Here is a 26264-nt window from a genome sequence, read left to right on the forward strand (position 1 = left end):
GCGCTGCCCCAGTGCCCGGAGAAGGTCGCGTTGCGGGCCACGCGGGTGAGGTCGTCGTAGCGCTCGTCGAACGCGACCAACTCGTACTCGGCCGGCAGCGGCCGCGCGGGCGGCAACGCACTCAGGTCGGCGCGCATCTCGACGAACGACCGCGCGCGCCGGAACCCGGCCCGCGCCAGCGCGTCGAGGTACCAGTGCTCGTTCTCGTGCGCGCCCGCGTGCAGCTCCAGCGGCGCGTCGGGGAAGGCGCGCTCGTGCACGCGCTTGCCGGCGTCGAGGAACCACGTGGTGAGGTGCGCGGCGACGTCGGCCGTGCGGAACTCGGGGTGCGTCATCGCCTCGACGCGCGGCATGTGCACCGGGTCGGCGGCGTCACGGCGGCGGATGGCCGCATAGCTCACCAGGCGGTCGCCGGCCCACGCGCCGGTGCTGGCGAGCGCGAGGTCGAGGTCGGGTCCCTGCATCTCCTCGCGCAGGTCGGCGGCGGTGTAGTGCTCGCCGGTGCGGTCCACCTCCTCGGCGGCCGCGAACACGGTCGCGAGCTGCTCCGCGTCGCCGAGCCAGCGTAGGCGGGCGCTGAACAGCGGCGCACCCCGATTACCCTCGTCGTGTGCTGGTGCTCCTCCCTCCTTCCGAGACGAAGGCCGACGGCGGCAAGGGCGCGCCGCTCGACCTCGAGACGCTGTCCTTCCCCGAGCTCAACCCCGTGCGGGCCAAGCTCGCCGACGCGCTCGTCGAGCTCGCGCAAGACGTCCCCGCGAGCCTCGCTGCGCTCGGCATCTCCGAGCGCCAGAGCCACGAGGTCGCGCGCAACGGGAGCCTGTGGACCTCGCCGACGCTGCCCGCGCTGCGCCGCTACACCGGCGTGCTCTACGACGCCCTCGACATCGGCAGCTTCACCCGCGCCGGCCTGGAGAAGGCCCACCGCCGCCTGGCTGTCACGTCTTCGCTGTTCGGGGTGGTCTCGGCCACCGACCCGATCCCCGCGTACCGCCTCTCGGGCGGCAACAGCGTGCCCGCGCTCGGCACCGTGCGCAGCCTGTGGAAGCCCGCGCTGGAGCCGGTGCTGCAGGACATCGAAGGGCTCATCGTCGACCTGCGCTCGGGCACGTACTCCGCGTTCGCGAAGCTGCGCCCCGGCGCGGTGACCGTGCGCGTGGTCACGGAGGACGCCGCCGGCAACCGCACCACCGTGAGCCACTTCAACAAGGCCTACAAGGGCCGGCTCGCCGCGGTGCTCGCGACCACGCGCACCGAACCGTCCACTGTGGACGAATTGGTGAAGGTGATCACCAAGGCCGGCCTCACGGTGGAGCGCACCGGCGACCACGCCTTGGAACTGCTGACCGACGACTGAGCCTGAGTACTGAGCCTGAGTACGGCAGCCTCAGCTGAACCGCGAAGGCGAGCACGCCGTCAGCAGGTCCGCCGGCAGGTCTTCGCCGAGGACGAGCGCGGCGATGAGCTTGCCCGCGTACGGCGCCAGCGTCAGCCCGGCCGGCCCGAAGCCCGTGGCCAGGAACAACCCCGGCGCGGCCTGGCCCAGCAGCGGCAGCGTGTCCGGCGTCGCGGGCCGGAAGCCGACGCGGGTCTCGGCGAGCGTCGCGTCGGCCAGGCCCGGTGCGACGGCGAGCGCCTGGTCGAGCACTTCGCGCTGGCCGGCGGCTGTGACGCGGTAGTCGAAGCCGGAGTCCGTCTCGCGCGTCGCGCCCGCCACGACGCGGCCGCCCGCGAACGACAGCAGGTAGTGGCTCGACCGCGGCAGCACCACGGGCCAGGCCGACGTGTCGGTGTCCGGCAGGTCGAAGTGGCTGATCTGCCCGCGTTGCGGCGCCACCGGCACCACGATCCCGAGCGGCGCGGCCAGCGCGGCCGACCACGCGCCCGCGGCGAGCACCACGGCGTCGCCGGTCAGCTCCTCGTCGCCCGCGCGCACGCGGGAGCCGGGCAGCAGCGAAGCCTCCGCCGACACGAACCGCGCGCCCCGCTGCTCCGCGGCGGCCACGAGCGCCGCCCGCATCACCCGGCCGTCGACGCGGCCCGCGCCCGACAAGTGCACGGCGGACAGCTCGGGCGCCAGCGGCGGGAACAGCTCGCGTGCCTGCGCCGGATCCAGCCGCCGCACCTCGCCCGCATCGGGAGCGTCCGCGACCCGCTCGACCAGCCGCGCGTAGGCCTCGTCGAGCTCGGCCCGGTCCGCCGAGACGACCATCCCGCCGACGACCTCGAACGACGCGTCGTGCCCCTGCTCGCGCAACGCCGCCGCCAGCTCCGGGTAGTACGCCCCGGCGGCGGCCGCGAGCGGGTAGATCGCGCTGTCCCACCGCGAGGTCCAGGAGCTCACGATCCCCGCGCCGGCCTCCGTCGCGACGCCGGGCAGCCCGGCGTCCACCACCACGACGTCGGCCCCGCTGCTCACGAGGTGGTAGGCCGTGGCTGCTCCGGCGATCCCGCCGCCGATCACGATCACGCGCATGTCTTCACCCTGCCCGCTCCTCGCCGCGCCGTCGAGCGAGCACCGCCATCGCCGCGTTGTGCCCGGGGATCCCGCTCACGCCACCCCCGCGCACGGCACCGGCGCCACAGAGCAACACGCGCTCGTGCGCGGTCTCGACGCCCCACTTCCCGACGTCGGCCTGATCTTCGGCGTAGGGCCAGGACAGGTCGCGGTGGAAGATGTGCCCGCGCGGCAGCCCGAGCTCGGCCTCCAGGTCCAGCGGCGTCTTCGCCTCCACGCACGGGTTGCCCGCCGCGTCGCGCAGCAGGCAGCTCTCGATCGGCTCGGCGAGCACGCTGTCCAGCGACGCGATCGTGGCGCGCAGGGCTTCGGCCCGCGCGCGATCGTTGTCGGCCTCGAACAGCCGCGCCGGCATGTGCAGGCCGAACAACGTCAGCGTCTGCACGCCCGCCGCGCGCTCGGCCGGGCCGAGGATCGACGGGTCGGTGAGCGAGTGGCAGTAGATCTCGCACGGCGGCAGCGTCGGGATCTTGCCCGCCGCGGCCTCGGCGTACGCGGTTTCGAGCTGCGAGTAGGTCTCGTTGACGTGGAAGGTGCCGCCGAACGCGTCGCGTGGGTCCACGGCCGCGTCGCGCAGGCGGGGCAGCCGCGACAGGACCATGTTCACCTTGAGCTGCGCGCCTTCCGGGCGCGGGCCGGGTTCCTCGCCGAGCAGCCGCGCGAGCGTGTCGGGCGCGACGTTGGCCAGTACGTGAGAGCCGGCGGCCACGCGTTCGGTGCCGCCGAGCGTGTAGCGGACCTCCCCCTCGGGCGACACAGACAGCACCTCGGCGCCGGTCACGAGCGTGGCCCCGGCGCCGCGGGCGGCGTCGGCGAGCGCGCGGGTGACCGCGCCCATCCCGCCGACGGGCACGTCCCAGTCGCCCGTGCCGTTGCCGATCAGGTGGTAGAGCAGGCATCGGTTCTGGCGCAGGTCCTCGTCGCCGGCGCCGGCGAAGGTGCCGATGAGCGCGTCGGTGAGCACCACGCCGCGCACGGTGTCGTCGCCGAACAGCCCGGTGAGCGTCTCGGCGATCGGGCGCTCGAACAACGTGGCCCACGCTTCGTCGTCGCCGATGCGGGCTTTGAGCTCTTCCCGGCCGGGCAACGGTTCGGTGAGCGTGTCGAACGTCGCCGCTGCCACGCGTCCGGCCTGCGCGTAGAACTCGCGCCACGCGTCGAAGTCCTTTGTGGACCCGGTGACAGCGCGGAAGGCCGCCGCGGTGCGCGCGTCGTCCGCCGTGTCGACAAGGAGACCCGTGTCGCCGGACGGCGTGTAGGACGACATCCGGCGCCGGCGCAGCTCGACGCCCAGGCCGAGGTCGGCCGCGATCTCCCGCGGCAGCAGGCTCACCAAGTAGGAGTAGCGCGACAGGCGCACGTCAACGCCGTCGAATGCGCGGAACGACACCGCCGCTCCCCCGATCTCGCCGCGCCGTTCCAGCACCAGCACCGAGCACCCGGCCCGGGCCAGGTAGGCCGCCGCGACCAGGCCGTTGTGGCCGCCGCCCGCGATCACCGCGTCGTAATTCCCGCCACCGTTCATGCCGCCGAGGCTAGGGGTATTTCGCGGAGCCCGTTAATTCGGTTGCGCGAGCCACTCGGGCCCCGGCATGCTGCTCGCGAACCGGCGGGGTGCCGGTGGCCGACGGAAGCGAAGGAGGTGCCCGATGGAGAACAACGCTGTGGCGAATGTCCGGGCGCTGACCTGGCCTTTGTCACTTCCGTCCGCCCCTCGCGGCTAGAGCCTCCGCGCTCGCCCGGTGGGGCACCCCGATCGAGGAGACCCACCAGTGCGCGAGCACGACTACGAAGACCTTCACGCGTCCGATTTCGAGCGTCCCCGTCGTGGGCGGCGATTCAGCGACGAACCCGAGCCGACCCGCCGGGGCCGGCTCACCGAGGGCGAGCGTCTCCGCCTCGCCCAGGCGCGCGACGACGCCTACACCGAGACCGACCTCCCGGACGGCGCCGACCGCTGGACCACCTGGGACGACGCCGACCAAGGCCCCCACCCGAGGCCCGACTGGGTGGTCACGGAGCTCGCCGCAGTCGACACCGACCTCGGGGTGCTCAAAACGGGCAAGGAGGCCGACGTCCACCTCCTTCGCCGCAACCTGCCCGGCACCGACGGGGTACTGCTGGCCGCCAAGCGCTACCGCAGCGATGAGCACCGGCTGTTCCACCGTGACGCCGGGTACCTCGAAGGCCGGCGCATGCGGCGCTCACGCGAGATTCGGGCCATGGCGGGCCGCACCTCCTTCGGGCGCAACCTGATCGCCGAGCAGTGGGCGGTCGCCGAGTTCGCGGCGCTGAGTCGCTTGTGGACGATCGGGGCACCCGTGCCCTACCCCGTGCAGCGCCACGGGACCGAGCTACTGCTCGAGTTCCTCGGCGAGCCCGACGGCACGGCAGCGCCGCGGCTGGCACAGCAGCGCCCGGAGCACGACGAGCTGACCGAACTGTGGGAACAGGCCGTGTCGGCGCTGGAACTGCTCGCCACGCAAGGGCTCGTGCACGGCGACTTGTCCGCGTACAACCTCCTGGTGCACGAAGGGCATCTGATGGTGATCGACCTCCCGCAGGTCGTCGACCTCGTCGCGAACCCCCGTGGCCGCGAGTTCCTGGAGCGCGACGTGCGCAACCTGGCGAGCTGGTTCCAGGCCCGTGGCCTGCCGGAACGCGTGACGAACGTCGAGGATCTCGTGGCGGAACTGGCCTACGCCGGAGGCGTGGGCTGATCCGCCGGCTGTGCGGTGGGTGGCGTCGCGGCGCTGGGCCATTCGGATGTGGCACAGGACACGACTGCGACGCCGCCCACAACCGGACACCTGGGTGTGAAGCAGAAGCCCTGACTCCGGTACAGTCAACACAGACCGCAACCGGCGGCGTGGATGAGTTGGTGTCCGTCGCCTCCAAAGCCCACTGACGGGCTCGCGGTGAAATCCGAAGCATTTCCATCGGCGCTCGATGGTGGGAACTCCTGAGCGCGCCGGGTCCGTCCCTGTGAAAGCCCATTGCACACCATCTTGCCCTGCCTGCGAGCGGGCAGCCCGGGCCTCCTTGCGACGTGCCGCGTCCGAGAGGCATAAGTGACAGTCACGTTCAACTCCGGCCATTCCGCTGCGTCGTCCCACTCGGGGCCGGGCCGCGGGGACCGTCCCGACCGCAAGCCGCGGCAGCGCCCGGCTCGCGAGGACTTCCTGCGCGACGACACCGTCGAGACGGTGGCCACCAAGACCTTCGCTCAGCTCGGCCTGCCCGACGAGCTGCTGCGCGCGCTGGCGGAGGCGGGCATCAACTCGCCGTTCCCGATCCAGTCGGCGACGATTCCCGACGCGCTCGCGGGCCGCGACGTGCTGGGCCGCGCCCAGACCGGTTCCGGCAAGACGCTGGCGTTCGGCCTGGCCATCCTGGCCCGGCTCAACGGCGGCAAGGCCCGCCCGAAGCACCCCCGCGCGCTCGTGCTGGTGCCGACCCGCGAGCTGGCCATGCAGGTGGCCGACTCGCTGACCCCGCTCGCCAAGTCGCTCGGCCTGTGGTGCCGCACGGCCGTCGGCGGCATGGCCTTCACCCGTCAGGCCGACGCGCTCTCGCGTGGTGTCGACCTGCTCATCGCCACTCCGGGCCGGTTGTCGGACCACGTCCGGCAGGGCACCGCGTCGCTGAGCGACTGCAATTTCATCGCGCTCGACGAGGCCGACCAGATGGCCGACATGGGCTTCATGCCGCAGGTGCGGGAGATCCTCGACCTCACCCCGCCGCGCGGCCAGCGGCTGCTGTTCTCGGCGACGCTCGACGGTGACGTCAACAAGCTGGTGAAGCAGTACCTCGCCGACCCGGTCACGCACTCGGTCGCGCCGTCGACCGCGAGCGTGGACACCATGGACCACCACGTGCTCCAGGTGTCGCACCAGGACAAGCAGGACATCGTCACGCAGATCGGTGCCCGCGAGGGCCGCACGATCATGTTCGTGCGCACCAAGCACCACGTCGACCGCCTCACCGAGCGGCTGCGTGAGCAGGGTGTGCACGCGGCGGCGCTGCACGGCGGCAAGACCCAGGGGCAGCGCAACCGCGTGCTGGCCGACTTCAAGGAAGGCCACACCCCGGTGCTGGTCGCCACGGACGTCGCCGCGCGCGGCATCCACGTGGACGACATCTCCCTGGTGCTGCACGTGGACCCGGCCGCGGACCACAAGGACTACCTGCACCGCGCGGGCCGCACGGCGCGCGCCGGTGCGTCGGGTGTCGTCGTCACGCTGGTCACGCACGACCAGAAGCGCACCGTCCGCCGGATGACCGACCGGGCCGGCGTGCGCGCCGAGACCACGGTCGTCCGCCCGGGCGACGCGGAGCTCTCGCGCATCACGGGTGCGCAGGAGCCGAGCGGCGAGCCGGTGATCGAGCGTCGCCGCGAGTCGCCGCGCCGCAGTGGTGGCCGTGGCTTCGGCGGTGGCCGCGAGCGCGGTGAGCGCAGCTACGGCGAGAACCGCGACCGCGGTGGTTACGGTTCGCGCGAAGGCCGCCCGAGCTTCGGTGGCCGTGGGCGTCAGCAGCGGTCCGGCAACGGTGCGGGCCGCCCGCAGCGCCCGGGTCGTCCGCAGCGCCGTGGTTACGACAGCTGAGTTTCCGTTGAAGAAAAAGCCCCGCCTTCGTGCGGGGCTTTTTCTTTGTGTGGCAGGGCCCACGGTTTCGCGTGTGACGCGGGTGGGACACTGCGGGACGTGAATGCCATCCCGCAGCTGCCGCCCGAGAACGTCTTCGACTGGCTCGACACCGAGGCCGAGAAGCGCGCGGAAGCGGGATTGGTGCGGCGGCTGCGGGCGCGGCCCGCGCAGGCGGACGAGCTCGACCTGGCCGGCAACGACTACCTCGGCCTGGCCCGCGACAAGCGCGTCGTCGGCGCCGCCGCGGCGGCCGCCATGCGCTGGGGCGCGGGCGCCACGGGCTCGCGGCTCGTCACGGGCTCGACCGAGCTGCACGCCGAGCTGGAGCTCGAGCTGGCACGCTTTTGCGGCGCCCAGGCGGCGCTGGTGTTCTCCTCGGGCTTCGCCGCGAACCTCGGCGCGGTGACGGCGCTGTCCGGCGCCGAGTCGGCGATCGTGACCGACAAGTACATCCACGCGTCGCTCATCGAAGGCTGCCGCCTGTCGCGCGCCGACGTGGCGGCCGTGGCCCACGCGACGCCGTCGGCGATCCAGCACGCGCTGTCCACGCGCCGCAAGCCGCGCGCCCTCGTGGTCACGGATTCGGTGTTCTCCGTCGACGGCGACCTCGCGCCGCTCGGCGAGCTCGCGGAAATCTGCCGCGGCGCGGGTGCCGCCCTGCTCGTCGACGACGCCCACGGCTTCGGCGTCCTCGGCGAAGGCGGCCGCGGCGCGGTCCACGCGGCCGGCCTGTCCGCCTCACCGGACGTCGTCACCACCCTGACGCTGTCCAAGTCCCTCGGCGCCCAGGGCGGCGCCGTCGTCGGCCCGCGGCGCGTGATCAAGCACCTCGTGGACACGGCGCGGAGCTTCATCTTCGACACCGCCCTCGCGCCTGCCAGCGTCGCCGCCGCGCTGACGGCGCTGAACGTCCTGAAGGCCGACCCGTCGCTGCCCGCGAAGGTGACCGACAACGCGGGGAACATCGCCATGCAGCTCAAGGCGGCCGGCCTGCGCGCCAGCCTCCCGGACGCCGCGGTGATCTCGGTGCAGGCCCCGTCCGCCGAGGCCGCCGTCACGTGGGCCGAGTCCTGTGCCGACCAGGGCATCCGCGTCGGCTGCTTCCGCCCGCCGTCCGTCCCGGACGGCATCTCGCGCCTGCGCCTCACCGTCCGCGCCGACCTCACCGAGGCGGACGTGGACCGCGCCGTGAAGGTCATCACCGCGACGGCACCGCGAGGGGCGGCTTCTTAGGAGCCGGCAGGGTCCTTCGCGACACGGCGCATGGTGATGTGCGGGATGCCGTCGTCGAGGAATTCGTCGCCTTCGGCCACGAAGCCGAAGCGCGCGTACAGGCGCTGAGCGTACGTCTGCGCGTCCAGGACGAACTCGCCCGTCGCGCCGGCCAGCGCGGCCTCCATCAGCGACGCCGCGAGTCCACGACCGCGGGCTGAAGCGGCCGTGACGACGCGGCCGATGCGGGAGACGCCATCCGGGTCGGCGAGGACGCGCAGGTACGCCGTGACCTCGCCGGCGGAGTCCGTGAACCACAGGTGCCGCGTCGACGGGAGCAGGTCACGCCCGTCAACATCGCCGTAGGCGCATTCCTGCTCGACGACGAACACGTCGGCGCGCAGGCGGAGGATGGCGTAGAGCTGAACGGCGGTGAGTTCGGGGCCGGTCGCGTGGTGCGGGGTCGTCACGACCCCTGCTTAACACAGCTCAGCCGAGGACCCGCGGCGGGGACGGCACAGCTCAGCCCAGGATCCGCGCCTGCGACTGCGCCGCGATGTCGTCCGCGTACGTCGACACGCGGGTGTACACGCCGGGCTTGCCGGGCTTCGCGCAGCCGTCGCCGAAGGAGACGATGCCGATGAGGGTGTCGCCGACCACGAGGGGGCCGCCCGAGTCACCCTGGCAGGCGTCGATGCCGCCGTCCGGGTAGCCGGCGCAGACCATGCTCGACGGGTCGTACGTGTCGTACGCCGACTTGCACGTGGAGTCGCTGACGAGCGGCACGACGGCGCTGCGCAGGTAGTCGGAGCGGTCGCCGCCGTCGGCGACGCGGCCCCAGCCGAGGACGGTGGCCTGCGTGCCCGTGTCGTAGGCCGCGCGGTCGCTCGCCGACGCGATCTTCGCCGGCCGGTAGGGCAGCTGGCCCCGCACGCTCAGCACCGCGACGTCGGCGCCCTTCGTCGGGTCGGAGAAGTCCGGATCGACCCACTCGCGCGACACCGTGAGCACCACGCCGTCGCTCGTGCGCTTGTCCTGGCGGCCCGCGACGACGCGAACATCGGTGCGCGGCAAGGCTTTCGCGCAGTGTGCGGCCGTCGCGACCGCCGTGGAGCTCACGATCACGGCGCCGCAGAACTGGTTCCCGTTCTGGTCGGCGAGGTACACCGCGTACGGGTGGTCGGACAGCCTCGCCGCGTCTCCGCCGACGATCCGCGGCTGCGCGCCGGAGGGCGGCGCCGGCGCGTCCTGTGCCGACGCCGTGCTGACCGCGATCGGCACCGTCACCGCGGTCACGAGCAGGGCCCCGGCCGCGAGAAGGAGCGGACGGCGGAACTTGGCGGGCATGGGATTCCCCTTCGGCAGAGCATTCGAACTAGACATTCGGCAAAAGCAAGGACATTCGGCAAGAGCGAGCAGCGGGATCGCGGCGCGTGAACGAGCAGCCGCGATTACCCTAAACGGAGCAGGCCCGAAATGGTGTCACTGGAACGGGTGGACTCAGTGCTCACGGAGCGCGTCTGATTGGCTGGTTCCATGCGACGGAGAGCGACGGCCGCAGCCGGCACCCTGATCACGTTCCTGCTGGTCGGCTGCAGCACGCCGGCCCCGTCGGCGCCCTCGGTCCCGCCCGGAACGCCGTCACCGAGCGCGACGAGCCGGACGAGCGCGGCACTCCCGACAACCCGGACAGCGACGAGCACTCCGCCCGTCACCTGGCAGGTGGGTGCACGCCCGCTCCCCCGCCGTTCCGACGGCTTCGGCGAGATCCTCCCGACTCCACCCGAATTGGTGAACCGCGCCCTGCCGACGCGCGACTTCCTGCCGCCGCCGGACGGCACCACGTACACGTCGAAGATCGTCCCCGTCCCCGCCGACGTGCTCGCCCGCAGCACCTGGCAGGCCGCGTGCCCGGTGAGGTCGACGGACCTGCGCTACGTCACGCTCTCCTTCTGGGGCTTCGACGGCCGCGCCCACACCGGCGAGCTGCTCGTGAACCGCACCGGCGCGCAGGCCGCCGCCACCGTGTTCGGCAAGCTCTTCGCGGAGCGGTTCCCCCTCGAAGAGATGCGCGTGACCAGTCCCGGGGAGCTCGACGCGCCACCCACCGGCGACGGCAACGACACGAGCGCCTTCGTCTGCCGGCCCGTCCGCGGCGCGACGAACTGGTCCGCCCACGCGTACGGGCTGGCCGTGGACGTGAACCCGTTCTGCAACCCGTACACCAAGGGACCGCTGGTACTGCCGGAGCTGGCGTCGGCGTATCTGGACCGCTCGCGCGTGCGGCCCGGCATGGTCGTCGCGGGCGGACCGGTCGTGCGCGACTTCGCCGCCGTCGGCTGGAGCTGGGGCGGCGCGTGGACCTCGCCGGTCGACCGGATGCACTTCACAGCCACGGGGCACTGATCGCGGGAACACCGCGTCCCGGGCTTCGGTTCACTAGACTGGGAACGCTCGTTCTACGGCTTTCGGAGGAAGACTGTGCCGCACTACGACCTGGTGATCGTCGGGACCGGATCGGGGAACTCGATCCTCGACCCGCGCTTCGCCGACCTGAAGACGGCGATCGTCGAGAAGGGGACGTTCGGCGGCACCTGCCTCAACGTGGGCTGCATCCCGACCAAGATGTTCGTCTACGCCGCGGACGTGGCCGCGACGCCTTCGCACAGCTCCCGCTACGGCGTGGACGAGGAGCTCAAGGGCGTGCGCTGGCCCGAGATCCGCGACCGCGTCTTCGGGCGCATCGACCCGATCGCCGCTGGCGGCGCGGAGTACCGGAAGAACCACGAGGACAACAAGAACGTCGACGTCTACCAGGGCGAAGGCCGCTTCACCGGCATGAAGGAGCTGCGCGTCAGCTTCACCGACGGGCGGCCCGACGAGGTGCTGACGGCCGACCGGTTCGTGCTCGCCGCGGGCGGGCGCCCGGTCGTGCCGGACGTCCCGGGCCTCGCCGAGACCGGCTACCACACCTCCGACACGATCATGCGGCTCGACGCCCTGCCCCGCCGCATCACCATCCTCGGCGGCGGCTACATCGCGGCGGAGTTCGCGCACGTGTTCGCCTCGTTCGGCGTGGACGTGAGCGTGGTCCTTCGCTCGGGCGCGATGCTGCGCGGCGAGGACGAGGACGTGAGCGCCCGCTTCACCGAACTGGCCGCGGAACGCTTCGACCTGCGCCGTGACCGCAAGATCCTGGGCGCGCACCGCGAAGCCACCGGTGCGGTGCTGGAGCTCGAAGGCCCGCACGGCGCCGAGACGCTGGAGAGCGACCTCATCCTGGTCGCCATCGGCCGCACGCCGAACTCCGACGTGCTCGACGTCGCGGCCACCGGCGTCACCACGAAGGCCAGTGGCCACGTGGCCGTGGACGACTACCAGGAGACGGTGGTGCCGGGCATCTACGCGCTCGGGGACATGTCGTCGCCGTACGAGCTCAAGCACGTCGCGAACCACGAAAGCCGTGTGGTGCAACACAACCTGCTGCACCCGGACGACCGCATCAAGGCCGACCACCGCTTCGTGCCGCACGCGATCTTCACCTCGCCGCAGATCGCCTCGGTGGGCCTGACGGAACAGGACGCGCGCGCTCGCGGCGTGTCCTATGTCGTGTCCAAACAGGACTATGCCGGCATCGCCTACGGCTGGGCCATGGAGGACACGACGGGCTTTGCGAAGCTCCTCGCCGACCCCGCCACCGGCCGGCTGCTGGGCGCGCACATCATCGGCCCGCAGGCCTCGTCGGTCATCCAGCCGCTCATCCAGGCCATGAGCTTCGGCCTCGACGCCCGCACCATGGCGCGCGGCCAGTACTGGATCCACCCGGCGATGCCGGAGCTGATCGAGAACGCACTGCTGAACCTGCCGCTGGACTGAGCCGGTGACGACAAAGGGCCTCCCCGCCGCGGGAGGCCCTTTGTCGTGTCGGCTCAGACGAAGCGCGGCCGCCCGGCGAGGAAACCGACGGCCATCTGCGCGCAGGTCACGGCGATGAGGACGATCAGCGAGACGGACCAGCTGCCCGTGGCGTCGTGGAGGAGGCCGAAGACGAAGGGCCCCACGGCGGCGAGCAGATAGCCGAAGCCCTGGGCCATGCCGGAAAGCCGGGCCGTCTCGGCGCCGGTGCGGGCGCGCAGGGCGATCACGGTGAGGGCGAGCGAGAACACGCTCATGCCGATGCCGATCAGCACGCTCCACAGCAGCGGCGAGAACGCCGGTGCCACGAGCAGACCGAGCATGCCGGCCACGCCGCACACCCCCATGCTGAAGATCCACCAGCTCTGGCTGCCTTGGCGCGCGGCGACGGGCGGGATCACGAGGCTGATCGGCACGGCGATCACGGAGATCAGGCCCAGCAGCAGGCCGGCGTCGCCCTTGCTGACGCCGGAGTCGATGAAAACCTGCGGGAGCCAGCCCATGACCACGTACGCGATGAAGGACTGCAGGCCGAAGAAGATCGTGACGATCCACGCGAGCGGGTTGCGCATCAGGGACCTTCCGCCGGCGGCGTTCGCGGCCGGTTTCGGCGCCCGGCCGGTGCCGCGAGAGGCGATCAGCCACACGACGAGCGCGGCGGCCGCCAGCACCGCCCACGAGCCGAGCGAAAGGCGCCAGCCGCCGAACGCCGTCTCCAGGGGCGGGCTCCCGGCGGACCCGGCGGCGCCGCCGCCTTGCAGCGCGGCCGTGTAGACGCCGGTCATCATGCCGACGCGCGCCGGGAAGGAGTCCTTGATCACCACGGGGATGAGGACGTTGATCAGCGCGATGCCGGCTGTCGCGACGAGGGTGCCGCCGAGGACCACGAGCTGACCGTCGACGACACGCAGCACGAGCCCGGCCGTGAGCACCGCCAGCGCGAACCCGATCGCCGAGCCGATGCCGAACCGGCGCGAAAGCAGGGGCGCCGCGAGGCCCGCACCGGCGAAACACAGGCCGGGCAACGTCGTCAGCACGCTCGCCCAGATCGCCGACGCGCCGAGGCTGCCGCGCATCTCCGCGAGCAGCGGGCCGACGCTCGTGATGGCCGGGCGCAGGTTCAGCGCCGTGAGCACCACGGCGACGGCGAGCAGCACGCCACCCGCGATCACCCCGGGCCGGCGCGCGCCGCCGGACGTCTCTTCCTCGATGCCGCCTTCGAGTTCGAGCTCGAGGCGGTCGGAGTAAGAGGCGGGGCGCGGGGTGGGATCCCAGGAATCGACGGACACGTCCGCTACTATCGCATACATAGGATGATTGGATGAAGGGATTAATCCTGTGCCTCTCGCCCCCACCCGGCGCGCGGGCCTGGTCGACCAGGTCATCGACCAGCTGCGCGACGCGATCGCACAGGGGGAATGGCCGGTCGGACAGCGCATCCCCACCGAGCCCGCACTGGTCGCCCAGCTCGGCGTCGGGCGCAACACCGTGCGCGAGGCCGTCCGCGCGCTCGCGCACACCGGCATCCTCGAAGTGCGCCAGGGCGACGGCACGTACGTCCGCGCCACCAGCGAGGTCTCCGGCGCCCTGAGGCGCCTGTGCGGCACCGAGCTGCGCGAGGTGCTGCAGGTCCGCCGCACCCTCGAGGTCGAAGGCGCGCGCCTGGCGGCCACCGCGCGCACCGACACCGAGGTCGAGAGTCTGCGCGTGCTGCTGCACCAGCGCGACACCGACCAGCTCGACGGCCGCGTCGACGACTTCGCCCGCACCGACGCGGAGTTCCACCTCGAAATCGTCCGATGTGGACACAACGGCCTGCTGTTCGAGCTCTACCGCGGCCTGATGGAGGCGATCACCGCCAGCGTCGCGTCCACCTACGACCACCCGGACCACGCCGAGATCGCCCAGCACCGCGCCATCGTCGACGCCATCGAGGCCCGCGCCCCGGCCCGCGCGGCCCAGGCGGCCGGCGACTTCCTCGACGAAATCCTGGCGCGGGCCGAGGAAAGCGGACAAACGGCGGACTAGGGATTTCTCGACACCGCTCCCCCGATGTCACCGCCGCGTCACCTTTGGTTCACGGCCCGGCCGAGGGGCCTCCCCCGCCCGCGAGACTCTTGAACGTGAAAGTTACTCACATAAGTTGCGGACTTGTCCGGACCACGCGAAAGTCTGATCACCATCCCGTCGGACGGAGAGGTCAGGCCCGTGCGCCGTTTCCCGCTCGCCGCGCTGTTCGTGATCGTGAGTCTCGTCGCCGGTGCCACCGCCGCGGCCGCCAGTGCTCCGTCGTTCCGCAAGTACGTCGCGCTCGGCGACTCGTACACCGCCGGGCCGCTGATCCCCTGGCAGCAGGCCAGCTGGTGCTTCCGGTCGAACAACAACTATCCGTCCTGGCTCGCGACGCGGCTGGGGATCTACGACACGGACGGCGCGTTCACCGATGTCAGCTGCTCGTCGGCCGACACGTCGAACATGACGCAGCCGCAGGTCACGCCGTCGCCGAGCGTTCCGCTGTCCACGCAGCAGCCGCAGTTCGACGCGCTGCACGCCGACACCGACCTGGTCACCATCGGCATCGGCGGCAACGACGACAGCGTCTTCGGCGACCTGACCGGCACCTGCCCGACGCTTCGCGCCGACGATCCGACCGGCGCGCCCTGCCAGGCGCACTACACCGTGAACGGCGTGGACACCATGGCCGCCGCGGTGCAGGCGACCGGCCGCAACGTCGCGAAGGTCGTGCAAGGCGTGAAGGACCGCGCGCCCGCCGCGACGATCGTGCTCGTCGGCTACCCGCGCCTGCTGCCGCCCACGGGCACGTGCCCGAGCGTGATCCCCTTCGCCGACGGCGACTACGCGTGGGCGGACAGCATCGAGCAGAAGCTCAACGCCGCCGTCGAAGGAGCCGCGCAGCGCGAAGGCGTGCACTTCGTCGACACCTACGGCCCCAGCCTCGGCCACGACGCGTGCGCCGGCGGCAAAGCGTGGGTCAACGGCCAGAGCACGAACCTCTTCGAAGCCGTGGCCTACCACCCGTTCCGCGCCGGGATGGAGGCCGAGGCGAAGCTGATCGCCCAGGCGCTCGGCGTGGCCGCGAAGAACACCAAGGCACCGGCTCCGCGCAGCAAGGCCGACCCGGCTCAGCTGGCCCGGACCGCGCACCTCACGGGAGCGTGAGGATCTCCGCGCCGTCGGCCGTGACCACGAGGGTGTGCTCGAACTGGGCCGTCCACTTCTTGTCCTTCGTGGTGACGGTCCAGTTGTCGTCCCACACGTCGTAGTCGATGGTGCCGAGGGTGATCATCGGCTCGATCGTGAAGGTCATGCCCTCCTCGATCAGCGTGTGGACCGAGGGCTCCTCGTAGTGCAGCACCGTCGGCGCGGTGTGGAACGCCGGGCCGACGCCGTGGCCGGTGAAGTCGCGGACCACGCCGTAGCCGAAGCGCTTGGCGTACGCCTCGATCACGCGGCCGATCACGTTCAGCTGCCGTCCGGGGCGCACCGCCTTGATCGCGCGCGCCGTGGCTTCGCGCGTGCGCTCGACGAGCAGCTTCGCCTCCTCGGAGACGTCGCCGGCGAGGAAGGTGGCGTTGCAGTCGCCGTGGACGCCGCCGATGAAGGCGGTGACGTCGATGTTGCAGATGTCGCCGTCCTCGATCACGGTCGAGTCGGGGATGCCGTGGCAGATCACCTCGTTGAGCGAGGTGCAGCACGACTTCGGGAAGGCGCGGTAGCCCAGCGTCGACGGGTAGGCGTGGTGGTCGAGCAGGAACTCGTGCACGACCTTGTCGATGTCGTCGGTGCTCGCGCCGGGCTTGACGGCCTTGCCGCCCTCCTCGAGCGCCTGCGCGGCGATCCTCGACGCCACGCGCATGGCCTCGATCACCTCGGGCGTGCGCACGCCGTTGCCGGTGTCCCGCTTCGGCGCCGGCCGGTCGACGTACTCGGGGCGGGCGATGTCTGCGGGAACGGCGCGGCGCGGAGTCTGGACGCCGGGCTTCAACGGGGCACGAACGGACATGCCCTCCAGACTACGACGTCACTTCGCGGTCACGCCCGCGAGGAACCGGTGAGCGGCGTCGACGGCCGGTTTCGACGAGCCTGCGTCGGTGAGCAGTACCGCGAACGCCAGGTCGCCCTGGTAGCCGACGAACCAGCCGTGGGAGTGCGTGCCGTCGCCGAACTGGGCCGTGCCGGTCTTCCCGCGCACGTCGGGCAGGTCGCGCAGGGCGGTGGCCGTGCCGGTGGTGACGACGTCACGCATCATCGAGCGCACGGCGTCGAGCACGTCCGGCCGCGGCGCCGGGCCGAGGCCGCTCACCTTGGCGGCCCGGCCGCGCACCAGCGACGGCGAGGGGACCTTTCCCGACTGCACGGCCGCCGCGGCGAGCGCCATCCCGAAGGGGCTCGTGACCACGGTCCCCTGCCCGAACCCGTTCTCCGCGCGCTGCACCACGGAATCGGCCTGCGGGGCAGACCCGGTGACGGTCGTGAGGCCGGGGATCACGAAGTCGGCGCCGATGCCGAGCGAGCGCGCGGCGTCGGTGAGCGCAGTCGGCGAGAGGTCGGCCGAAAGCTGGGCGAACGTCGTGTTGCACGACTGCGCGAACGCCTTCGCCAGCGGCACCGTGCCCAGGTCGAACCGGCCTTCGTTGGGCACCACGCGGCCGGCGAACGTCACCGTACCCGGGCAGGCGACGGGTGTGTCGACTTTCACGCGGCCGGCCGTGAGCGCGGCCGTCGCGGTGACGATCTTGAACGTCGACCCCGGCGGGAAGCGGCCGGTGAGCGCGAGCGGTCCCTGCTCGTCCGCGGGCTCGTTCTGGGCGACTGCCAGCAGTTGCCCGGTCGACGGCTGCAGCGCCACGATCGCGGCGGCGGTCTTCACCGGCGCGAGGGCCTGCTCGGCGGCCTTCTGGACGTGAGTGCTGAGCGTGCTCGTGACGGCAGGCGGCTCCTTGGGCGGCACGGCGTAGAGCTCGCTGGCTTCGCTGCCGGTGACGTCGAGCGAGACGATCCGCCAGCCCGCGCCGCCCGCGGCCTGCTGCTCGACCATCGAGCGCAGGGCGGGCAGGATCTGGCGGCCGGTGTCGCGGTCGTCGGGTAGGAGGCGTTCCTGGCTCGTGAAGCGGACACCGGGCAGGTCGTAGATGGTGGGCTTGACTTGCTCGTAGTCGGTGTCGCGCAAGGAAAGCACGGGGTAGGCGGAGCCGGATTTGGTGGCCTTGATGCCATCGAGCACGGAGCGGCCGGTCACCGTCGGCTCGAAGCGGTGCAGCGCCGAGCCGAGCTTGCTCGCGACGGCCGTGGTGTTGCCCGTCTTCGCCGGGTCCACGACGACGCCGATCACGGTCTGCGGGCGCAGCAGGGGGAAACCATCGCGGTCGAGCACCGGCGCGGGCTCGGCCGGATCGGCCACGATCGCGATGCTCTGCGACGGTGCCAGCTGCGGGTGCACGACGGTGGGCTGCCAATGCACCTGCCAGCCGTCCTCGGCCGAGCGCAGCTGCGCGTCGGAGGTGTAGGTCCAGCTGCGGCCCTTGGGGAGGTGCCAGGTGAGGCGGTAGCCGCCGGTCGCGTTGTCGCCCGACTGCTTCACGGTCTCCTCGGTCGCCTCGATCGACTCGGGCTTGAGCGCGGCGCGGACTTGGGTGAGCAGGATCTTCGCGGCGTCGGGCGAGTCGGTGCGCGCGGCGGCCGCGGCGACGTCACCGGAGCTGACGGCAGTGAGGAAGGCGGCGAGCGTGTCTTCCGGGCCTTCGGAGGAGAACAGGCCGCAGCCGGCGAGCGGCAGGACGGTCGCGACGGCGGCGGTCAGGGCCGCTGCGCGGTGTCGACGGTGCGGGTGCCGACCAGGTGCCATGCGTCGGATCGAACCAGCCCGGCGGGCGGGTTCCGGGCCGAAACGCCGACCCGGAAGGGCGAATCGGGTTCAGAACAGGACGGTCGCGTACTGGCCGACCTGCTGGAACCCGATCCGGCGGTACGCGGCGAGCGCGGGTGTGTTGAACGCGTTCACGTAGAGGCTCGCGGTGCGGCCGAGGCCGTGCACGAGCCGGTTGACGACCGCGGCCGTGCCCGCGGTGCCGAGGCCGCCGCTGCGGCGCGCCGGGTGCACCCACACGCCCTGGATCTGGCCGACACCGGCCGACATCGCGCCGATCTCGGCCTTGAACACGACCTCGCCGTCTTCGAACCGGGCGAACGCCCGTCCGGTGGCGATCAGCTCGCTCACGCGGGCGCGATAGCTGGCGCCGCCGTCGCCACTGCGCGGGTCGACGCCCACCTCCTCGATGAACATCGCGACGGCGGCGGGCAGATAGCGGTCCAGCTCGTCGGGCCGCACCGCGCGCACGAGCGGATCGGCTTTGACGTGCGGGCTGCCGTCGAGCGCCATCAGCGGCTGGTCACCCCGCACTTCGCGCGCGGGCCCCCACTCGCTCGAAAGCTCGTCCCACAGCCCCAGCACCTGCTCGGCGGGCCCGACGAGCGACGAGCACGTGCGCTGCCTGCGCAACGCCCGGTCCGCGAACGACCGCAACGCCGAAGCGTTGCCGCGCAACGGAATCAGGTTCGGGCCGGCGAAGCACAACCCCTGGAACCGCGTGGACCGCCCCGGGCGGCCGTCGGCGGCCCAGAGCTCGCCACCGAGCCGCCAAGGGTCGAGGCCCGCGGCCTCGACCCTGGCGCTGACCATGCAGCTGCTCACCGGGTCGGCGGCCAGCGCGGCGCGCACCGCTGGATAGTCCCGATCGTCGAGCAGCCGTGCACCTGCAAGCCGCAACACAGTGTCCAGAGTGCCAGATGACGCGGATGAACGGAACGCAAGCCCACCGACACGCTCAGATAAGCGGCACAATCGGACACATGCAGCGCTACACCTACAAGGTGGTCGAACTCCGCGAGAAGATGCTCGGCGGAAAAATGTCCGGAGACAAGCTGGAGCGTCTTCTCAACGACGAGGCTCGGGATGGGTGGCAGCTGAAGGCGATCACCTCGGCGGAGGTGAAGGGACGGGTGGGGCCTGGAGGGGTGGACGGGCTGTTGGTGACGTTCGAACGACCGGTCCAGTAGGCCTTCCGCGGTGAGGGGAAGCGCTTGCGCGGCCGGCCGTGGCTAGGTGCCGAGGTTGGGGCTACGGGCGCCTCGCACTCGAGACCTCGCAGGCTCGGCTGCGGTGGGTGCGGGGTGGGATCCTTGTCGAACCAGTCGGGGCCGGCCAGACAAACCCCCGCCCTCCCCAGGGGGCGTCCCTCGTCCATTCTATCGCCCGCCCCCGACAAAACCCCTGGCCTGGACTCGAACCGGCCGAGTTGTCCACAACTCGGCGGCGGTGTGGACAACTCCGGCCGCGCTCGACGCCTGCAGCCTCGGTCCGACGCGAATGCGGCACGCCACTCGGCCCGGTCGAGGGCCCGGTCGAGGGCCCGGTCGAGCGACCCGGGCCGAGAGCAACCAGACCGAAATCAGCCAGACCCAGCGCAGCCGCACCGAGCAACCAGACCGAAAACACTCAGGCAAGCAAGCAGAACCACAGCCGATCCAGCAGTCACGCACCTCGGTAAGTGCCGATCGTCCAGCTGTTGCCCTCCGGGTCACGCAGGCTGAACGTGTGCGAGCCGTAGTCCGTGTCGTGCAGCCCCAATGTCACCTCACCCCCGGCGGCGACAACCCGCGCCTGAATCGCGTCCACCCGATCCGAAACCAGGTACACCGCGCCGGTGCCCGGTTTCATGGCGTCATGGACGTCGTCGGCGGGGCCGCCGGTGCTGCCGAGCATCACGGCGCCACCTTCGGGCCAGCGGAGCTCGGCGTGGGCGATGGCGCGCTCGGCGCCGCCGGGAACCACCAGCGTCTCCTCGAAGCCGAGGACGTCGACGAGGAAGCGCACGGCCGCGGGGGCGTCGTCGTAGCGGAGGGCGGGCCAGACTGTCGGTTGAGGTGTCATGCCCCCGAGTCTGGTTCCGGGGCCACCGAGTCGTCTTGGAGGAACGGGAGCTCCTCGGCGATCCACGTCCGCGGTGAGCACCCCGCCAACGCCCGCCATTCGTTCGACAGGTGCGCCTGGTCGTAGTAGCCGGCCTCGACGGCCACCGAGGCCAGGTCCGGTGAACCCGCCCGCAACAGTCGACCGGCCCGTTCGAAGCGCAACACCCGCGCCACCTGCTTCGGGGCGAGGCCCACCTCTGCGCGAAAGCGCTCACCGAAGTGCCGCCGGCTCCAGCCGACCGACGAGGCCAGGTCCGTCACCCGCACACCGCCCGAACGCACCCGAAGAAGCCGCCAAGCCTCCCCCAGCTCAGGAGCCGGAGGGGGCGCTGACGCAGCCGACGAAGCCAGCACCTCGTCCAGCACGGCGAACCGCGAAGGCCAATCCGCGGCCTCGAAAAGACGCGAAGGCAACAGCGCCCAAGGCCGGCCGAACTCGGCGAGGTCCACGACCCGCCCGCTCAGCTCGGCGGCCGTCACGCCGAGCAGGGAACGCACGCCCAGCGGGTCCAGCTCCACGTGCAGGCCGCGCTGCACCCGGTCCTGTGTGATGAGCGCGGGGGAGGTGTGCAGCCCGCCGACCAGCGCCTGCAGGGTGCCCTCGCCGGGCAGGCCGGCGAAGCGGATCGGCTGTTCCAGGCTGATGATCAGCGTCACGTGCCGGGACGGCAGGCCGCGGTGGACGGTGAGGGTGACGTCGTCCTGGGCGTAGCCGATGTAGCGCGTGACCAGCGGCCGCAGCACCGGGTGCGGCAAGCGGGTGGCCCAGCTGTGACTCACCTGACCAGCGTAGGCCGCGAAGCACAGGTTTCTGCTACCACGGACAGCGGGGGCCACCGGAGAAAGGACGCGGGAGTGACGATCCAGGAGCAGGCCCAGCAGCTCGAACTGCTGGCCGACTCGGTGCCCACCGGCATCGCCCTCGCGACGAAGGGCGAGCTGGAGGACCTGCAGTCGCAGGTGCTCGGGCTGCTCGGCGAGACGTCCACCTCCACGTCCATCCAGGGCGCGATCCAGCTGGCCAGCCAGCAGATCGACGAGGTCGCCGCGGCCCTGGAGAACGTGCGCATGCAGATCAAGGACGCCGCCCAGCACCACCTGCAGGGCTGAGAAAACCGGCCCCGCGACAAAAGCGGGGCCGGTTTCCCAAAGCCGAAAACTCAGCCGACCGTGACGCTCGGCGAACCCTCGCCGATGCCCTCGCCGGCTTCCTCGGCGATGCGCATGGCCTCTTCGATCAGGGTCTCCACGATCGCGTGCTCGGGCACGGTCTTGATGACCTCGCCCTTCACGAAGATCTGGCCCTTGCCGTTGCCGGACGCGACACCCAGGTCGGCCTCGCGGGCCTCGCCGGGGCCGTTGACGACGCAGCCCATGACCGCGACGCGCAGCGGGATCTCCATGCCCTCCAGACCGGCCGTGACCTGGTCGGCGAGCGTGTAGACGTCCACCTGCGCGCGCCCGCACGACGGGCACGACACGATCTCCAGCTTGCGCGGCCGCAGGTTCAGCGACTGCAGGATCTGCGTGCCGACCTTGACCTCTTCGACCGGCGGCGCCGAGAGCGACACGCGGATGGTGTCACCGATGCCCTGGCGCAGCAGCGCGCCGAACGCGACGGCCGACTTGATCGTGCCCTGGAACGCGGGCCCGGCCTCGGTCACGCCGAGGTGCAGCGGGTAGTCACACTGCTCGGCGAGCAGCTCGTACGCACGGACCATGACCACCGGGTCGTTGTGCTTGACCGAGATCTTGATGTCGTGGAAGTCGTGCTCGGCGAAGAGCGAGGCCTCCCACATCGCCGACTCGGCCAGCGCCTCGGGCGTGGCCTTGCCGTACTTCTCGAGCAGGCGCTTGTCCAGCGAACCGGCGTTGACGCCGATCCGGATCGGCGTGCCGTGGTCCTTCGCGGCCTGCGCGATCTCCTTGACCTGGTCGTCGAACTTGCGGATGTTGCCCGGGTTCACGCGCACGGCGGCGCAGCCGGCCTCGATGGCGGCGAACACGTACTTGGGCTGGAAGTGGATGTCGGCGATCACCGGGATCTGCGACTTCTTCGCGATCGCGGGCAGCGCCTCGGCGTCGTCGGCGGACGGGCACGCGACACGGACGATGTCGCAGCCGGCGGCGGTGAGCTCGGCGATCTGCTGGAGGGTGGCGTTGACGTCGGAGGTCAGCGTCGTCGTCATCGACTGGACGGAGATGGGGAAGTCGCTGCCGACACCGACGGAACCCACGTGGAGCTGGCGGGTTTTGCGGCGCTCGGCGAGGACGGGGGGCGGCAGTGCTGGCATACCTAGCGCGACGGTCACGCCTCCAGCCTACCTACTCCATCCGGCCCTGCTTCAACGAAGTCAACCGTCACGGTGAGCAGCGTTACCCCCGGTCGGGGGCCCACCGGCCGGGTAATGACCCGACCGGTGGGACCGGTTACTGCAAGCGAATCGGGTTCACGATGTCCGCTGTGACCGTCAGTAGAGTGATGCCGCCGCCGATGACGACGAGCACCATCGTGACGGCCGAAAGCTTGGTGTAGTCGACCGGTCCGCCCGCCGCCTTGCCGCGCAGGCCGCGCAGCCAGTCGCGCACCTTCTCGTACCAGACGACGGCGATGTGCCCGCCGTCCAGCGGCAGCAGCGGCAGCAGGTTGAACACGCCGATGAAGAAGTTCAGGCTGGCCAGCAGGAAGAAGAAGATCTGCCACAGCCCCTGCTCCACGGCCTCGCCGCCGATCCGGCTCGCGCCGACGACGCTGACCGGCGTGTTCGGGTCGCGCTCACCGCCGAAGATCGCGCTGACCACGGCCGGGATGCGCTCGGGGAACTCCACGAGGCGCTGCGCGGTCTGGGCGAACATGTCGCCGGTGAAGGAGAACGTGGCGCCGATGCCGGTGAGGCCGTTGTAGTGCAGGTACGCCTCTGGCCGCTGCGTCGAGGCGCCCATCATGCCGACCTCGCGCACCTTGCCGTCGGTGCCGAGCCGCTGCACGCGCGGGATGTCCACCTGCAGGTTCAGGGTCTGGTTGCCGCGCTGCACGGTGATCGGCGTGACGCCCTTCGAGTCCTGCACGACCTGAAGCACGTCGGTCCAGCTCGCGGTGGGCTTGCCCGCGACGGCAACGATCTTGTCGCCCGCCATGATGCCGGCGGTCTTCGCCGGAGTGGGCGCCCCCGGTGGGCACGAGAGGTCGTTGACCTGCTGCGAGGTCGTGGCCGGGCGGGCACACGAAACACTGTCGATCACCGGCGGCCACGGCTCCGACGCGGCCGCGATGTTCGGCAGGCCCATGGTGATCGACATCAGGTACAGCACCACGAAGCCGAGGATGAAGTGCGTGATCGAGCCCGCCGACATCACGACGGTGCGCTTCCACGTCTTGAACCGCCACATCGCGCGCGGCGCCTCGTCCGGGGTCACCTCGTCGAGCGCCGTCATGCCGGCGATGTCGCAGAACCCGCCGAGCGGGATCCACTTCGCGCCGTACTCGGTCTCGCCGCGGCGGAACGAGAAGATCGTGGGCCCGAAGCCGATGAAGTACCGGCGGACCTTCATGCCGAACATCTTGGCCGTGACCATGTGGCCGGCCTCGTGCAGCGCGACGGAGATGCAGATGCCCAGGGCGAACAGCACCACCCCGATGATGTAGGCGAGCACGCGCTACTTCCCCTTACCCAGCATCGATCCTGCGCGCCCTCGAGCCCAGCGCTCGGCGGCGAGTACATCCTCGACGTCGCGCGGTTCGCGACGCCATTCGTCGGCGGCTTCGACCACCTGGGAAACAGTGTCCACAATCGACGTGAAACCGGTGTTCTGCGCGAGGAAGGCGGCCACGGCCTCTTCGTTCGCCGCGTTGTAGACGGCGGGCAGGCAGCCGCCCTCGGTGCCGACGTGGCGCGCCAGCTCGACCGCCGGGAACGCCTCGTTGTCGAGGGGCTCGAACGTCCAGCTCGCGGCCGTGTCCCACGAGCACGCGGCGGCGGCGCCGGGCACGCGCTCGGGCCAGTGCAGCGCGAGCGCGATCGGCAGCCGCATGTCGGGCGGGCTGGCCTGGGCGATCGTCGAGCCGTCGACGAACGTCACCATCGAGTGGATGATCGACTGCGGGTGCACGGTCACGTCGATGCGCGCGGGCTCGATGCCGAACAGCAGCGCGGCCTCGATCAGCTCCAGGCCCTTGTTGATGAGCGTGGCCGAGTTGATCGTGATGACCGGGCCCATGGACCACGTCGGGTGCGCCATGGCCTGCTCGATGGTCACGTCGACGAGGTCCTCGCGCTTCTTGCCGCGGAACGGCCCGCCCGACGCCGTGAGCACCAGGCGCGCGACCTCGTTGTCCCGGCCGGAGCGCAGGGCCTGCGCGATGGCCGAGTGCTCGGAGTCCACCGGCACGATCTGACCCGGCTTCGCGGCCGCGAGCACGAGCGGTCCGCCCGCGATGAGCGACTCCTTGTTGGCCAGCGCGAGCGTCGAACCCGTGGCCAGGGCTTTGAGTGTGGGCTGAAGGCCCTGCGACCCGGGCAGGGCGTTGAGCACGACGTCGACGTTCACGGCGTCGATGAGCTCCGTTACGGCGTCGGCGCCGGCGAAGATGCGCGGGATGCGGAACTCGCCCCGGGAGTAGCCGCGCCGCTGTGCCTCCGCGTACAGCGCGAGCTGCAGATCTTCGACCACCGTCGGGCGGCTCACGGCCACGGCCTCCACGCCGTGGGCCAGGGCCTGCGCGGCGAGCGCCTGCGGGTCGGAGCCACCGGCGGCGATGCCCGCGACGGTGAACAGGTGGGGGTTACGAGCGGTGACGTCGAGGGCCTGGGCTCCGACGGACCCGGTCGAGCCGAGCACGAGGACGCTTCGCGAGGTAGTCATCGCACGCCATTATCGCCCGCCGAGGCGCGGCCCGTCTCCGCGGAGCACTCGGGGGTGTGGGATCATTACGGCGTACCAGGTTGAGCGGGTCAGGAGGAGTGATCGTGGCAGGCAAGGCGATCGAGAAGCGCCCCGAAGTGGACCCGCGCGACGAACCGTCGGCCGAGTGGGGCTGGCACGGCTCGTTCCCGAAGGCCACGCGCATCGCCGGCTGGGTCAGCGTCGTCATCCTGCTGCTCATGCTCAAGGGCAACCACGAGAACAACACCGAGAACGTGTGGCTCATCGGCCTCGCCGCGTTCCTCGCCCTGTTGCTCGTGCTCGACTTCCGCAAGCGCCGCACGGCCTGGCGCAAGTAGGTTTCCGTTCGCTACCTTGCGGGGCTATGACGTCACGCTGGGTCGCTCTCGTTCTTTCGGTCGTGGCCGGTGTGGCGCTGTGCGCCGTGCCGGCCACTGCTGCTTCTGCCACCCCTGCTTCTGCCGCTGCTGCGCCTGCCGCTGCTGCGCCTGTCGTCGGGTGCACGTTCACCCCGACGCCGGACAACCCGGCCGCGCGGCCCGTGGTGCAGCCGCTGCCCTTCGCCTTGACGCGCGGCACGGTCGACGTGACGTTCCACTTCAACTACGGGCCGGTGACGGTGCGGTTGGATCGCGCCGGCGCCGCCCCGTGTGGTGTGGCGAACATGGTGTCGCTGGTCATGCAGCACTTCTACGACCGTTCGCAGTGCTGGCGCCTGTCTGATTCGGAACGCCTCGGCGTGCTGCAGTGCGGCGACCTCTACGAGGTGGAAAAGGGCGGCCCGGGCTACAAGTTCCCGGACGAGGTGTCGGGCGCGGAGACGTACGAACGCGGCACCATCGCGATGGGCAACCAGGGCCCGGGGACGAACGGGTCGGAATTCTTCATCGTCCATTCCTTCGCGCACATTCCCGCGCAGTATTCGGTGCTGGGGAAGGTCGTGCGCGGCATGGACGCGATCGACCGGATGGTGAAGGACGGCATCATTCCGACCGATCCGGACGGGCCGCTGGACGGTGCGCCGAAACACCCGGTGAAGATCGCGACGGCTTCGTTCGGCCGATAGGTCAGGCTTGCTGTTCGGCCACCGCTTT

26 protein-coding genes are annotated in these 26264 nt (G+C 71.4%); 13 read left to right on the forward strand and 13 right to left on the reverse strand.

Annotated elements, in window-relative coordinates; all coding sequences use genetic code 11:
* The first annotated feature begins 11 nt into the window (after nucleotides 1-11).
* Entirely contained in the window at nucleotides 12-569 is a 558-nt protein-coding gene (locus AB0383_RS33410) for a hypothetical protein (RefSeq protein WP_366189430.1), read from the forward strand.
* Between the two features lie 41 nt (nucleotides 570-610).
* Nucleotides 611-1357: a peroxide stress protein YaaA gene (gene yaaA / locus AB0383_RS33415; protein WP_364185471.1), complete on the forward strand. Its 747-nt coding sequence runs from the start codon at nucleotides 611-613 to the stop codon at nucleotides 1355-1357.
* Between the two features lie 30 nt (nucleotides 1358-1387).
* On the opposite strand, the gene AB0383_RS33420 is transcribed toward yaaA, so the two are convergent.
* Both AB0383_RS33420 and AB0383_RS33425 read right to left on the reverse strand, forming a co-directional pair.
* On the reverse strand, nucleotides 1388-2476 hold the full coding sequence (locus tag AB0383_RS33420) for an FAD-dependent oxidoreductase (protein WP_364185472.1): 1089 nt from the start codon (nucleotides 2474-2476) through the stop codon (nucleotides 1388-1390).
* Nucleotides 2477-2480: 4 nt separating this feature from the next.
* The gene (locus AB0383_RS33425; RefSeq protein WP_366189431.1) at nucleotides 2481-4043 is read right to left on the reverse strand and encodes an NAD(P)/FAD-dependent oxidoreductase; all 1563 of its coding nucleotides are present in this window, start codon (nucleotides 4041-4043) and stop codon (nucleotides 2481-2483) included.
* A 247-nt stretch (nucleotides 4044-4290) separates the two neighbouring features.
* On the opposite strand from AB0383_RS33425, the gene AB0383_RS33430 reads away from it, so the two are divergent.
* From AB0383_RS33430 to AB0383_RS33440, 3 genes are all read left to right on the forward strand, one after another.
* The gene (locus AB0383_RS33430) at nucleotides 4291-5238 is read left to right on the forward strand and encodes an RIO1 family regulatory kinase/ATPase (RefSeq protein WP_366189432.1); all 948 of its coding nucleotides are present in this window, start codon (nucleotides 4291-4293) and stop codon (nucleotides 5236-5238) included.
* Nucleotides 5239-5589: 351 nt separating this feature from the next.
* Nucleotides 5590-7125 carry a DEAD/DEAH box helicase gene (locus AB0383_RS33435; RefSeq protein WP_364185476.1) on the forward strand — a complete coding sequence of 512 codons (1536 nt, stop codon included), beginning with the start codon at nucleotides 5590-5592 and terminating at the stop codon, nucleotides 7123-7125.
* Nucleotides 7126-7224: 99 nt separating this feature from the next.
* Entirely contained in the window at nucleotides 7225-8400 is a 1176-nt protein-coding gene (locus AB0383_RS33440) for an 8-amino-7-oxononanoate synthase (protein WP_364185478.1), read from the forward strand.
* Here the strand turns inward: AB0383_RS33440 and AB0383_RS33445 are convergent.
* Together AB0383_RS33445 and AB0383_RS33450 are read right to left on the reverse strand one after the other, a co-directional pair.
* Nucleotides 8397-8849, reverse strand: a complete 453-nt coding sequence (locus AB0383_RS33445; RefSeq protein ID WP_366189433.1) for a GNAT family N-acetyltransferase — start codon at nucleotides 8847-8849, stop codon at nucleotides 8397-8399. The two genes, AB0383_RS33440 and AB0383_RS33445, sit on opposite strands and share 4 nt — an antisense overlap.
* Before the next feature lie 52 nt (nucleotides 8850-8901).
* The gene (locus AB0383_RS33450) at nucleotides 8902-9726 is read right to left on the reverse strand and encodes a serine protease (RefSeq protein WP_366189434.1); all 825 of its coding nucleotides are present in this window, start codon (nucleotides 9724-9726) and stop codon (nucleotides 8902-8904) included.
* A gap of 444 nt (nucleotides 9727-10170) precedes the next feature.
* Between AB0383_RS33450 and AB0383_RS33455 the strand changes: the two genes are divergently transcribed.
* Nucleotides 10171-10785, forward strand: a complete 615-nt coding sequence (locus AB0383_RS33455; protein ID WP_366189435.1) for a M15 family metallopeptidase — start codon at nucleotides 10171-10173, stop codon at nucleotides 10783-10785.
* Between the two features lie 75 nt (nucleotides 10786-10860).
* On the forward strand, nucleotides 10861-12255 hold the full coding sequence (locus tag AB0383_RS33460) for a mycothione reductase (protein ID WP_366189436.1): 1395 nt from the start codon (nucleotides 10861-10863) through the stop codon (nucleotides 12253-12255).
* A 53-nt stretch (nucleotides 12256-12308) separates the two neighbouring features.
* Here the strand turns inward: AB0383_RS33460 and AB0383_RS33465 are convergent, their stop codons facing one another.
* The gene (locus tag AB0383_RS33465; protein ID WP_366189437.1) at nucleotides 12309-13583 is read right to left on the reverse strand and encodes an MFS transporter; all 1275 of its coding nucleotides are present in this window, start codon (nucleotides 13581-13583) and stop codon (nucleotides 12309-12311) included.
* 49 nt (nucleotides 13584-13632) lie between these two features.
* On the opposite strand from AB0383_RS33465, the gene AB0383_RS33470 reads away from it, so the two are divergent.
* Nucleotides 13633-14322: a FadR/GntR family transcriptional regulator gene (locus AB0383_RS33470; RefSeq protein WP_366189438.1), complete on the forward strand. Its 690-nt coding sequence runs from the start codon at nucleotides 13633-13635 to the stop codon at nucleotides 14320-14322.
* Between the two features lie 180 nt (nucleotides 14323-14502).
* Nucleotides 14503-15474, forward strand: coding sequence for an SGNH/GDSL hydrolase family protein (locus tag AB0383_RS33475; protein WP_364185492.1), 972 nt, complete (start codon nucleotides 14503-14505; stop codon nucleotides 15472-15474).
* Here the strand turns inward: AB0383_RS33475 and map are convergent.
* The 3 genes from map to AB0383_RS33490 form a co-directional block, all read right to left on the reverse strand.
* A complete protein-coding gene (gene map, locus AB0383_RS33480; protein ID WP_285969430.1) occupies nucleotides 15461-16318 on the reverse strand; it encodes a type I methionyl aminopeptidase in 858 nt (285 codons plus the stop codon). The two genes, AB0383_RS33475 and map, sit on opposite strands and share 14 nt — an antisense overlap.
* A gap of 18 nt (nucleotides 16319-16336) precedes the next feature.
* On the reverse strand, nucleotides 16337-18160 hold the full coding sequence (locus AB0383_RS33485; RefSeq protein ID WP_366189439.1) for a penicillin-binding transpeptidase domain-containing protein: 1824 nt from the start codon (nucleotides 18158-18160) through the stop codon (nucleotides 16337-16339).
* Nucleotides 18161-18229: 69 nt separating this feature from the next.
* Nucleotides 18230-19084 (reverse strand): GNAT family N-acetyltransferase, encoded by an 855-nt coding sequence (locus AB0383_RS33490; RefSeq protein ID WP_364185496.1) that lies wholly within the window; start codon nucleotides 19082-19084, stop codon nucleotides 18230-18232.
* Between the two features lie 80 nt (nucleotides 19085-19164).
* Here AB0383_RS33490 and AB0383_RS33495 point away from each other — a divergent pair, with 80 nt between their 5' ends.
* Nucleotides 19165-19371, forward strand: coding sequence for a DUF4177 domain-containing protein (locus AB0383_RS33495; protein WP_364185498.1), 207 nt, complete (start codon nucleotides 19165-19167; stop codon nucleotides 19369-19371).
* 475 nt (nucleotides 19372-19846) lie between these two features.
* On the opposite strand, the gene AB0383_RS33500 is transcribed toward AB0383_RS33495, so the two are convergent.
* The gene (locus AB0383_RS33500; RefSeq protein WP_364185500.1) at nucleotides 19847-20245 is read right to left on the reverse strand and encodes a VOC family protein; all 399 of its coding nucleotides are present in this window, start codon (nucleotides 20243-20245) and stop codon (nucleotides 19847-19849) included.
* Entirely contained in the window at nucleotides 20242-21066 is an 825-nt protein-coding gene (locus AB0383_RS33505; protein ID WP_366189440.1) for an AraC family transcriptional regulator, read from the reverse strand. The genes AB0383_RS33500 and AB0383_RS33505 overlap by 4 nt, the downstream gene beginning before the upstream one ends.
* Nucleotides 21067-21141: 75 nt before the next feature.
* Here AB0383_RS33505 and AB0383_RS33510 point away from each other — a divergent pair, with 75 nt between their 5' ends.
* The gene (locus AB0383_RS33510) at nucleotides 21142-21396 is read left to right on the forward strand and encodes a hypothetical protein (RefSeq protein WP_366189441.1); all 255 of its coding nucleotides are present in this window, start codon (nucleotides 21142-21144) and stop codon (nucleotides 21394-21396) included.
* A gap of 50 nt (nucleotides 21397-21446) precedes the next feature.
* On the opposite strand, the gene ispG is transcribed toward AB0383_RS33510, so the two are convergent.
* From ispG to dxr, 3 genes are all read right to left on the reverse strand, one after another.
* Nucleotides 21447-22598, reverse strand: coding sequence for a flavodoxin-dependent (E)-4-hydroxy-3-methylbut-2-enyl-diphosphate synthase (gene ispG, locus AB0383_RS33515; protein WP_285969437.1), 1152 nt, complete (start codon nucleotides 22596-22598; stop codon nucleotides 21447-21449).
* Nucleotides 22599-22716: 118 nt separating this feature from the next.
* Nucleotides 22717-23940, reverse strand: a complete 1224-nt coding sequence (locus AB0383_RS33520; RefSeq protein ID WP_366189442.1) for a site-2 protease family protein — start codon at nucleotides 23938-23940, stop codon at nucleotides 22717-22719.
* Between the two features lie 3 nt (nucleotides 23941-23943).
* On the reverse strand, nucleotides 23944-25149 hold the full coding sequence (gene dxr / locus AB0383_RS33525; RefSeq protein ID WP_366189443.1) for a 1-deoxy-D-xylulose-5-phosphate reductoisomerase: 1206 nt from the start codon (nucleotides 25147-25149) through the stop codon (nucleotides 23944-23946).
* Nucleotides 25150-25253: 104 nt separating this feature from the next.
* Between dxr and AB0383_RS33530 the strand changes: the two genes are divergently transcribed.
* Both AB0383_RS33530 and AB0383_RS33535 read left to right on the forward strand, forming a co-directional pair.
* Nucleotides 25254-25508 (forward strand): DUF2631 domain-containing protein, encoded by a 255-nt coding sequence (locus AB0383_RS33530; RefSeq protein WP_326569402.1) that lies wholly within the window; start codon nucleotides 25254-25256, stop codon nucleotides 25506-25508.
* A gap of 26 nt (nucleotides 25509-25534) precedes the next feature.
* Nucleotides 25535-26236, forward strand: a complete 702-nt coding sequence (locus AB0383_RS33535; protein ID WP_366189444.1) for a peptidylprolyl isomerase — start codon at nucleotides 25535-25537, stop codon at nucleotides 26234-26236.
* Nucleotides 26237-26264 lie beyond the last annotated feature (28 nt).

Origin of the sequence: Amycolatopsis sp. NPDC051373 (assembly GCF_040689465.1) — a bacterium.
Taxonomy (GTDB): Bacteria; Actinomycetota; Actinomycetes; order Mycobacteriales; family Pseudonocardiaceae; genus Amycolatopsis.

Bases quoted from the DNA above. Each gene is read 5' to 3' on its own strand.
- AB0383_RS33535 (WP_366189444.1), top strand. From the start codon at position 25,535: ATGACGTCACGCTGGGTCGCTCTCGTTCTTTCGGTCGTGGCCGGTGTG.
- dxr (WP_366189443.1), bottom strand. From the start codon at position 25,149: ATGACTACCTCGCGAAGCGTCCTCGTGCTCGGCTCGACCGGGTCCGTC.
- map (WP_285969430.1), bottom strand. From the start codon at position 16,318: ATGTCCGTTCGTGCCCCGTTGAAGCCCGGCGTCCAGACTCCGCGCCGC.
- AB0383_RS33420 (WP_364185472.1), bottom strand. From the start codon at position 2,476: ATGCGCGTGATCGTGATCGGCGGCGGGATCGCCGGAGCAGCCACGGCC.
- AB0383_RS33485 (WP_366189439.1), bottom strand. From the start codon at position 18,160: ATGGCACCTGGTCGGCACCCGCACCGTCGACACCGCGCAGCGGCCCTG.
- AB0383_RS33450 (WP_366189434.1), bottom strand. From the start codon at position 9,726: ATGCCCGCCAAGTTCCGCCGTCCGCTCCTTCTCGCGGCCGGGGCCCTG.
- AB0383_RS33500 (WP_364185500.1), bottom strand. From the start codon at position 20,245: ATGACACCTCAACCGACAGTCTGGCCCGCCCTCCGCTACGACGACGCC.
- AB0383_RS33425 (WP_366189431.1), bottom strand. From the start codon at position 4,043: ATGAACGGTGGCGGGAATTACGACGCGGTGATCGCGGGCGGCGGCCAC.
- AB0383_RS33495 (WP_364185498.1), top strand. From the start codon at position 19,165: ATGCAGCGCTACACCTACAAGGTGGTCGAACTCCGCGAGAAGATGCTC.